The following is a 9,364-nucleotide window of genomic DNA, read 5'->3' on the forward strand; positions in this document are numbered from 1 at the left end:
CTATGGTTTGATTGGCACTACCATTGATGGTAAACGTTACTGTAGCATTGGGTGTGCCTGTAAATGTTAGTGTGGAACTTGTATTCGAACAAACCGTGGCAGGACTGAAACTCGCTGTAGCGGTTGGTAAAGGTACTACTGTAATATCAAAGCTATTTGGCTGTGAATTAATACAACTAGGCGAAGAGTTAGTTGAAATACTTAACAAATTAACCGTTGTGTTTGTAAAATAATTATTTGTCAAAGTTGCTATACCAGAACCATTTAATGTAATAGTTTGATTTGTACCGCCATTAATATTATAAGTCACAGTAGCATCTGGCGTTCCTGTAAAAGTAACCGTAGCCGAAGTTCCTGAACAAATGGTTAGTGGACTTACAGATGCAACAACAGTTGGCAAAGGCAACACAGTAATAGTTACTGTTGAAACATCCGATACACATGCCGATGAAGATACTGTATATGTAAAAACATAAGGACTTCCCGATAGAGTTAAACTTGAAACATCTATTGTACCCTGAAAGCCATTTGTTGTTACTACTGGGCCAGACCAAATCCCAGTATTATCTGGTGTTCCTCCTAAGAAACTATATAAATCAAATGGTACAGTTGAAGAAATTTGATTGACACAAATCCCAATATTACCATCTGATCCTGCATCATTTGGTTCAAAAATATTGACTAAAACTTCCAATCTTGTGCTACTTTCACATGGCGGATCCACTGTGGTGGCATAGTAAAATTGTCCATTTATTAATGGAGTTGATGGGTCTAACGGAATTCCGAAAGAAGATGTTAGATACCAATTATTACTTCCTGATGCCACTAAATCTGCAACCGTCGGCGTATTTCCCGATACATTACAAAATTCTTGTACTAAATTTCCAGAAGGAGTTGACACTAATCCTACATTAACAAAAACAGGTAACCTTGAAGTTTGACAGGTTGAAGCAGGATCTGTTTGACTAATATAATAAATAGTATTATCGTTTAGAACAGTCGAGTTTGAAATTGCAGTTCCACCAGTAGGAACGGTATACCATTGAAGATTGTTACCTGAAATTGAAAATTGAGGATTTAATGGAGTTGCTTGGGTTAAATTAGTAACACAAACTCCCTGAAAATTGGCGCCAGTCGGTGCTGACAATATGGTGACTACAACACCTTGTCTAGGTCCACAACTCCCAGTATTATCATCTGCAAAATAATCTTGACCATTAATTAGAGCAACTGAACTCAAAAGAGGAGTTCCGCCTGTAGCATTAGCATACCATCTTATTCCTCCGCCATTATCTGTTGCAACTAGATTAGCAACAGTTGGCAATTGGGTATCGCAAAAAGATTGAATAGCATTCGAAACTGTTGGACACTGCGAAAAAGCTTTATTATTTTGACTTAATAATGCCAACAATAATACAATATGAAAAAAGGTATTTTTAGCTAAAGTAGTAATTGTCATAAGCAACACAATTTATTATAATTTAAAATCAACAAAACATTACCCTCCAACATCTTTGTAATAATTAAACGGACCTATGCGAACCAAATTAGATATATGCACAAGTAGAACAAATTACCAGCACTATATTACTTATTATTTTTAACGTGTTTTTTGACTTATTAAATTGTTATAAACAAAATAATAAACATTATTTAGTTGCTATTACCCGTTAAAACAGAACATATATTTATGATTATAAATACTTTAAGGGAAATAAAACAAAAAGAAAGAAGCCGATAAAACTAAAAACATAGAGATAAATAAAAAAAAATGTTAATAAGTTTAACCTCTCAATTCAAACCTATTAACATCAAAATGAGCCGTCGTATAAATTAAAAACTGTTTTCTAAGATTTGTTTTTTAGCAAATTCAAATTCAGAAATAATATTGGTAAAAATATCGTTTACAGATTTAATTTCGTGAATTAAACCTGCAATTTGGCCAATTTCCAACTCTCCTTCGATTAAATCTCCTTCAAACATTCCACGTTTTGCTCGTGCTCTACCAAGAAGCGATTTTAGCTCGTCTGGTGTTGGACATTTGGCATACAAATCTTGAAGATCATTGTAAAATTTATTTTTAATCAATCGAACAGGTGCTAACTCTTTTAAAGTTAATTGCGTGTCACCTTCTTTTACATCAACAATAGTATTTTTGAAGTTATCGTGCGCAGAACTTTCGAACGAAGCTGCAAATCTAGAGCCCATTTGAACAGCATCAGCACCAAGAACCATAGCTGCTAGCATTCCACTTCCCGTTGCAATTCCTCCAGCTGCAATTAATGGAATTTGGATTTGTTCTTTTACCATCGGAATTAATGTAAAAGTTGTTGTTTCTTCTCGACCATTATGTCCGCCAGCTTCAAATCCCTCAGCGACAACAGCATGGACACCAGCTTCTTGTGCCTTTAGAGCAAATTTTGAACTACTAACTACGTGTGCAACGGTAATCCCTCTTTCTTTTAAATAACTTGTCCAAGTTTTGGGATTTCCAGCCGAAGTAAAAACAATTTTAACTCCTTCTTTGACAATGATATTGATAATTTCCTCAATATTTGGATAAAGCATTGGAACATTTACCCCGAAAGGTTTATCGGTTGCTAATTTACATTTTTGAATATGCTCGCGCAAAACATCAGGATACATTGAACCCGCACCTATCAAGCCAAGTCCACCTGAATTACTCACGGCACTTGCTAATTTATATCCGCTATTCCAAATCATTCCACCTTGAATAATTGGATATTTAATGCCAAAAAGTTGAGTAACTCTATTCATTTAGATAATTTTTTTTTAAAAACTTAATTTTTAATGAGTTTCCCACTTTGGAGCAATAAATTAGTTTTAATTTTATAAAAATAAATGCCCGAACTAAATCCCTCTAATGAAACAATATCATTTGAATATATATTCTTTTCTAAAACCTTTTGCCCAAGATTATTATAAATAAGTAACTGTGCTATCTCAGTATAATTAGGGAAAGAAATAGAGAAAGTATTTTTAACTGGATTTGGAAACACGGAGAAGTTTTCGATATCATTTTCTTGAACAATCAATTGGGCCATATTCAAAGCCAACTGAAAATCGGGAATTCCATAACCGAACTGATTGTTTGGATTAGAAAATCTATCTGATGATTGCTTCACTAAATCGACCACTTGCTGATTTGACGCCCAAGGTATCGCTTGCCAAAATGAGGCAATTGCTCCTGCAATTATTGGACAAGAAAACGATGTACCACTGGCAGTAACGATATTTCCATTGGTGTCAGAAATAGTAGTGCTTTGCCCTTTGGCCATTACATCAGGCTTTACTCTTCCGTCAAAGCTCGGTCCAATAGAACTAAAAGTAGCATAGGTTTCATCAAATTTTACGGCTCCAACAGCAAGCACGTTTGTAGCTTCAGCAGGAACACCCACATTTGGTGTTGAAGAATTTCCAGAATTTCCTGCGCTTGCTACTACAATCATTCCCTTCGAAAAAGCGATATTTGCTCCTTTTGATGCAAAAGCTGTATTTCCCGTCATATCTTGGTATGTATAACTATAATTCGGATTATCATACCCAAAGTAACCTAATGAAGTTGAAATAATATCTACGCCTAGACTATCGGCCATTTCTGCCGCTTCCACCCAGTAACTTTCCTCTACAGGATTTTCTTCAAAAATATCTTCGGTTATGAATAAATAGTATGAAGCATCAGGCGCAGTTCCAACCAGTTGACCATCGACATAACCAGTCATGCAAGACAAGGTCATTGTTCCGTGATTGTGTGTTGAAAAGACATTTGTGCTTCCCGCTACAAAATTATATCCACCCAAATAGAATTGGTTGTTAAACATTCTTTGGAACGGAGTTATCGCATTTACTGCCGAAAAGCCCGAGTCGAAAACGGCAATAATTTTTCCTGTTCCAGTATTATTGGATTGATGTAAAAGGTGCGCATTGACCATTTCTACTTGATTACTTGAATTGCCATATGCAAAAGTAGTGGCAACTTCTAAATTCTTATTTTGAATAGTTACTTTATTTGCACCAGCAGAATTATTACGTTTTCCAGAAACATTGAGTGTTCGGTTAGCAAATTGAATGGAATCAACAAAGGATAAAGATTGCAAATTTTGAATATTGGAAACTGAACCTCGGATATGAACAGCATTTAACCATTTTGATTTCGCTTTGACCATTATTCCGGGTGAAGCACTAATTTGATTAATATATGGTTGATAAATAGGAACATCTTTACTATCTAAAGCAATATTTTGATTACTTCTCCTATCAAGTGAACGTTGGGAAAGCATTTGCAGTGGATTTTCAAAATAATATTGTGCATTTGGCTTGTCCTTAAAATAAACCCATGCGTCTTCTTGCGAAAAACCAAGTACATAGACTAAGAAAAACAAAACACAATAAATCTTCTTCATCGAAATTACGATTAATAAAATGCTAATTTATGAAATTACACCCGAACCAACTAATTCATTCCCAATATTCCAAGCGACAAATTGTCCTTGAGTAATTGCCGATTGCGGATTTTCGAATGCAACATACAATCCACTTTCAAATTGATAAAGTGTAGCTTTTTGCAATGCTTGACGGTAACGAATTCTTGCCAAAACATTCAACGATTCACCATTTTTTAAAGCCAAATCTTTTCTTACCCAATGAATTTCTGAGGTATCAACCCGTAATGCCTTTTTAAATAATCCAGGATGATTTTGACCTTGTCCTGTATAAATACTATTCGATTTTACATCGGTAGCGATAATGAAGAGTGCTTCTTTTGTTCCGCCCACATTTAATCCTTTTCGCTGTCCAATAGTAAAATAATGCGCTCCATTATGTTTACCGACTACTTTTCCTAATTCAGGTGTGTAGTTAATTCCTTCAGATGCAGAAGCCAATTCTTCCTCCAATGAAGAAAAAGTTCGTTGTGGTTGATTATATATCGGATTATTAGAGTCTATTTCATAAATCAACCCTTCTTTAGGTTGTAATTGTTGCTGTAAAAATTCGGGCAATCGCACTTTACCTATGAAGCACAATCCTTGTGAGTCTCTTTTTTCAGCAGTTACCAAATTTTGCTGTGTTGCTATTTCTCTAACTTCTGGCTTGGTCAATTCTCCTATAGGAAATAAGGATTTCGCTAATTGCTCTTGCGATAATTGACATAAAAAATAGGACTGGTCTTTGTTACTATCAATTCCAGCAAGTAGTTGATAAACTGGTTTTCCATCAACTATAACTTCTCCTTTCCGACAGTAATGGCCTGTTGCTACATAATCAGCTCCAAGACTTAATGCGATTTTCATAAAAACATCAAACTTAATTTCGCGATTACACAGCACGTCGGGATTTGGTGTTCTTCCTTGTTCGTATTCGTTGAACATATAGTCAACGATTTTTTCTCTATATTGTTCACTTAAATCTACGGTTTGAAAAGGAATTCCCAATTTTTCCGCCACAAGTAAAGCATCATTACTGTCTTCAAGCCACGGACATTCATTTGAAATTGTAACTGAGTCGTCATGCCAATTCTTCATAAAAAGGCCTATAACTTCATAACCCTGTTTTTTCAGAAGGTAAGCAGCAACGCTCGAGTCTACACCTCCAGAAAGTCCAACAACAACTCGTTTCATTTATAGCAAAATATGAGGCAAAATTACTTGAATAATAATTATTCCTCCAAGGGTTTAACTCTTTTTTGGAATTTTTTACCTTGTTTGTTCATGTTGACATCGATTAACTTTCCTTTTTCGAGCATCTTCCACATACCAGTTTTTTTTCCATTTTTGAACATACCTTGTCCAACAATCTCGTTATCAGGATTTTTAAAGATAGCTAATCCATCATATTCTCCATTTACAAACTTTGTTTCTTCAAGCACAACCCCGTTTTCTGCGTATTTTTTATATACTCCATTTTTAATACCATTAACATACATTGTTTCTTCTGCAATTTTTCCGCTTTTATAAAAAACTTTCCGATTGCCATTCAGTTTATTATTCTTGTAAAACTCAATCGTCATAATTTCCGGTGAGTCTTCATGGTAATATTTCCATTCACCTTCAAAAAGCTTATTGACAACTTTTCCTTCGCTCACTTTATTACTTTTTTGATTATAAAATATAGTGTAACAAGAGTTATCATTTTTATTAAATTCTCTAGTGGCAATAACAGTTCCCGCTTTTGTATCATCAAAAAACTTAAACAAGCCAACTTCTTTTCCATGATCAAAAGTACCTTCGTAACGCGGTCTTTTTGAAGCTTCATAAAAACCTTTCCACAATCCGTGCTTTTTACCCTCAGCATCTAATTTATTGAAATCTTGAGCAAAAATTGAAATCGAACCAAGTAAAAAAATGAACAAACTCTTTGTCATAATTTGAAATTTTATTAATGCAAATGTACTTAACATAACGCAGAATTTAGTTGATTATTATAGAAAGACAACACTAAATATCATGCAATTTAGCATTGAGATTGAAATCAAAATAATTTTTTTTGAGTTTTTTTTTAGACTTAATGAAATATTTTTTACATTTGGACAAATTAAACTAAACCATATGAAAAATTTTATGAAAAAAATTGCCTTAGTTGCTATAGCTTTTATTGCTTTTTCTTGTTCAACTGATGAGGAATTAGAACGAACACCGCCTTTATCAGTACTCGCTGTTGCAAAAGCGACACCTAATTTGAGCTTATTTGTAAGAGCATTAGAAATTACAGACTTATCTGCAACATTCGATCAGTCTGGAAATTACACAGTATTTGTTCCAGATAATGCAGCATTTTTAGATTTACTTTCAACTCTTGGAGAACCGAATTTAGAAGCTCTTGACGAAACATTATTATCAAATGTATTGAAATACCATGTTCTTACAACAAGAGTGCTGTCAACAGATTTGTCTAATGGTGTGTCACCAGCTACATTGTTTGGCCAAAACATTACTGTTAATATTGACACTACGGCAGATGAAGTTACTATTACAGACGGTAATACTTTAACTTCTGATGCGACCGTAATCGCTAGAGACATAAATTGCTCTAATGGTGTTATCCACAGAATAGATGCTGTGATGTTACCAAATCTAGGAAATTAAACATAAAATATATTTATATTTTGGGTTGACTTGTAAAGTCAACCCTTTTTTTTTATTAAAATTTTAGAATTATCAATTCCAAAGAGGTTTCAAAATACTTCAATTTTTTATGAAATTTATAATAGAAACATGAAGTACTCTATATTGAGTTACAACAGGAACATCCAATACTTCCTTTTCTATAAGTCACAACCGTTATGAAAATAAAAATGAAATATTCACTTAAAAAGATTTCAAAATAAAAAGTTAAAGAAAGTTGAACAAAATTACATATTTTGTTTAATCTTTATTTTTATATTTAATAGACTATTATAGATTTTAAAAAGGTTTAATCAATTAAAAGGTCCAACAAAACTGTTAAATTTTGTTTAAATATTCATTTTTGTTTAAGATGGGCGCAATATGTTTAAACAAAAATATTTATGTTTGTATCGAACAATTAAACAAAATTATTATGAAAAATTTATTTAAAAAAATTACCCTATTGGCAGTATGTATTACTGTTTTCTCATGTAGTGATGATGACACTACGCCTCAGCAAACAATTACCGACATAGCTGTTTCTAATCCAGACTTTTCTATTTTAGTACAAGCTTTAACTAGAGCGGAACTTGCAGGTGTGCTTGATGGCTCAGGACAGTATACCGTTTTTGCTCCTACAAATGATGCTTTCAATACATTTTTTGCACTGCTTGGCCCAAATGTTAATGTTACTAATGTTGACCTTCCTACGTTGAAAAGTATATTATTAAACCATGTTATAGAGGGTGAAATTAAAAGTGCAAACATACCAGCATCGTCTTATCAGTCAACATTGTCACCATTTAGCTCTGCAGCAGGAGCTCCAACCATCAGTATGTTCATTCAAAAAGCTGGTTCAACTGTAACTATAAACGGTGGTCCAGGCGTTGAAGGTAATCTAAGAAAAGGTGTGATTGTTGCTGCAGCCGATATCGATGCAAGTAATGGCGTTATTCATGTGGTAAATAGAGTTATACAAATACCAAATATCGTTGATCATGCTATTTCTAATCCAAATTTCACAAGCCTTGTTGCCGCGTTGACGAGAGCAGGAAATACTACAAATTTTGCAGGTATTTTAAGTGGAACTACTAGTTCGCCATTTACAGTATTTGCACCTACTAATACAGCTTTCTCAGCGGCTTTAACTGAATTATCATTTGCAAATTTAGCTGCTATACCTGAGCCAGCATTAGATAAAATTCTTAAATACCATGTTATTGCAGGAGCAAATGTAAGAGCATCTGCATTACCAACTAACCCTGTTGATCAAATTACGTTCTTAGGACAAACATTTAAAATAGGTACAAGTGGTGGAGCTAAAATAACTGATTTTAATTTAAGAGTATCTAATATAATAGCTACTGATGTGCAGTGTAGCAACGGAGTTATTCATGTTTTAGATAAAGTATTGGTTCCAAACTTAAATTAGTAAAACATAATTGCTATGGAAAAGAAAAGCGCAACTTTTAAAAGTTGCGCTTTTTTTATTTACCAAGTTCCAATGCACGATTATTTGCTGATTTAACAGCGTCCACAATTGTTTTCTCTAAATTGCCCTTTTCAAAAACTTGAAGTGCACTTTCTGTTGTTCCGCCTTTGGATGCTCCCTTTTTATCCATTCTACGCTGGATAACAAATTACTATTTTGGATAGCAACTCTAACCATATACGTTTGATTGACCAATAATTTCGCTCAAATCCGTTTAAACCTAAAACAATACTGCTTTAATTATTGAATGTATGAACTAGTCTACAATGGAGTAAAAGTCTATAGATTTGGTTTTGCAAATTAGAAGACTTTCAAATAAAATACCATTTTTGTGATAAAAAAATATATAAGAATATCAATACAATATAGTAATAATCAAAAATAAAATAAATTATTTTATAAATAATACGCAACCATTTTTTGTTTTTGTAATCATTAAAAAAATTAAAAAAATAATTAATAATTTAAAACAAAAAACAATGAAAAAATTTTCAAAAATTATCGGAATTGCATTATTATCTTTAACTATTTTCTCATGTAGTGATGATGACAACAACACTCCTGCTCAGCAAACAATTACAGACATTGCTGTTGCCAATCCAGATCTATCAATTTTGGTTGCTGCACTTACCCGTACTAATCTAGCTGGCACTTTAGATGGTTCAGGGCAATATACTGTTTTTGCTCCAACAAATGCTGCGTTTACAACATTTTTCACTTCGCTTGGTGCTAATGTTACTGTGAATAA

The 9,364-nt window shown here is 33.4% G+C and carries 9 protein-coding genes; 3 read left to right on the forward strand and 6 right to left on the reverse strand.

Annotated features, from left to right (window positions below; all coding sequences use genetic code 11):
- The 5 genes from WFZ85_RS15175 to WFZ85_RS15195 all read right to left on the reverse strand — a co-directional run.
- Positions 1-1,459 (reverse strand): Ig-like domain-containing protein (locus WFZ85_RS15175; protein WP_342697116.1); only part of this gene is annotated, 1,459 nt, incomplete at its 3' end.
- Between the two features lie 374 nt (positions 1,460-1,833).
- Positions 1,834-2,778 (reverse strand): NAD(P)H-dependent flavin oxidoreductase, encoded by a 945-nt coding sequence (locus WFZ85_RS15180; RefSeq protein ID WP_342697117.1) that lies wholly within the window; start codon positions 2,776-2,778, stop codon positions 1,834-1,836.
- Positions 2,779-2,801: 23 nt separating this feature from the next.
- Positions 2,802-4,424, reverse strand: coding sequence for a S8 family serine peptidase (locus WFZ85_RS15185; protein WP_342697118.1), 1,623 nt, complete (start codon positions 4,422-4,424; stop codon positions 2,802-2,804).
- A 27-nt stretch (positions 4,425-4,451) separates the two neighbouring features.
- Positions 4,452-5,639 carry a tRNA 2-thiouridine(34) synthase MnmA gene (gene mnmA / locus WFZ85_RS15190; RefSeq protein ID WP_342697119.1) on the reverse strand — a complete coding sequence of 396 codons (1,188 nt, stop codon included), beginning with the start codon at positions 5,637-5,639 and terminating at the stop codon, positions 4,452-4,454.
- A 38-nt stretch (positions 5,640-5,677) separates the two neighbouring features.
- Positions 5,678-6,418, reverse strand: a complete 741-nt coding sequence (locus WFZ85_RS15195; protein WP_342697120.1) for a toxin-antitoxin system YwqK family antitoxin — start codon at positions 6,416-6,418, stop codon at positions 5,678-5,680.
- Between the two features lie 160 nt (positions 6,419-6,578).
- Between WFZ85_RS15195 and WFZ85_RS15200 the strand changes: the two genes are divergently transcribed.
- Together WFZ85_RS15200 and WFZ85_RS15205 are read left to right on the forward strand one after the other, a co-directional pair.
- Positions 6,579-7,103: a fasciclin domain-containing protein gene (locus WFZ85_RS15200; protein WP_342697121.1), complete on the forward strand. Its 525-nt coding sequence runs from the start codon at positions 6,579-6,581 to the stop codon at positions 7,101-7,103.
- 454 nt (positions 7,104-7,557) lie between these two features.
- Positions 7,558-8,556 (forward strand): fasciclin domain-containing protein, encoded by a 999-nt coding sequence (locus tag WFZ85_RS15205; protein ID WP_342697122.1) that lies wholly within the window; start codon positions 7,558-7,560, stop codon positions 8,554-8,556.
- 55 nt (positions 8,557-8,611) lie between these two features.
- Here WFZ85_RS15205 and WFZ85_RS15210 read toward each other — a convergent pair whose 3' ends face one another.
- Positions 8,612-8,746: a pyrroline-5-carboxylate reductase dimerization domain-containing protein gene (locus WFZ85_RS15210; RefSeq protein WP_342697123.1), complete on the reverse strand. Its 135-nt coding sequence runs from the start codon at positions 8,744-8,746 to the stop codon at positions 8,612-8,614.
- Between the two features lie 349 nt (positions 8,747-9,095).
- On the opposite strand from WFZ85_RS15210, the gene WFZ85_RS15215 reads away from it, so the two are divergent.
- Positions 9,096-9,364 (forward strand): fasciclin domain-containing protein (locus WFZ85_RS15215; RefSeq protein ID WP_342697124.1); only part of this gene is annotated, 269 nt, incomplete at its 3' end.

Origin of the sequence: Flavobacterium aureirubrum, assembly GCF_038739835.1 — a bacterium.
GTDB classification, from domain to species: domain Bacteria; phylum Bacteroidota; class Bacteroidia; order Flavobacteriales; family Flavobacteriaceae; genus Flavobacterium; species Flavobacterium aureirubrum.

Excerpts from the sequence above, each read along its gene's own strand:
- WFZ85_RS15180 (WP_342697117.1), bottom strand. The coding sequence starts at position 2,778 with ATGAATAGAGTTACTCAACTTTTTGGCATTAAATATCCAATTATTCAA.
- WFZ85_RS15185 (WP_342697118.1), bottom strand. The coding sequence starts at position 4,424 with ATGAAGAAGATTTATTGTGTTTTGTTTTTCTTAGTCTATGTACTTGGT.
- mnmA (WP_342697119.1), bottom strand. The coding sequence starts at position 5,639 with ATGAAACGAGTTGTTGTTGGACTTTCTGGAGGTGTAGACTCGAGCGTT.
- WFZ85_RS15195 (WP_342697120.1), bottom strand. The coding sequence starts at position 6,418 with ATGTTAAGTACATTTGCATTAATAAAATTTCAAATTATGACAAAGAGT.
- WFZ85_RS15200 (WP_342697121.1), top strand. The coding sequence starts at position 6,579 with ATGAAAAAAATTGCCTTAGTTGCTATAGCTTTTATTGCTTTTTCTTGT.
- WFZ85_RS15205 (WP_342697122.1), top strand. The coding sequence starts at position 7,558 with ATGAAAAATTTATTTAAAAAAATTACCCTATTGGCAGTATGTATTACT.
- WFZ85_RS15210 (WP_342697123.1), bottom strand. The coding sequence starts at position 8,746 with ATGGATAAAAAGGGAGCATCCAAAGGCGGAACAACAGAAAGTGCACTT.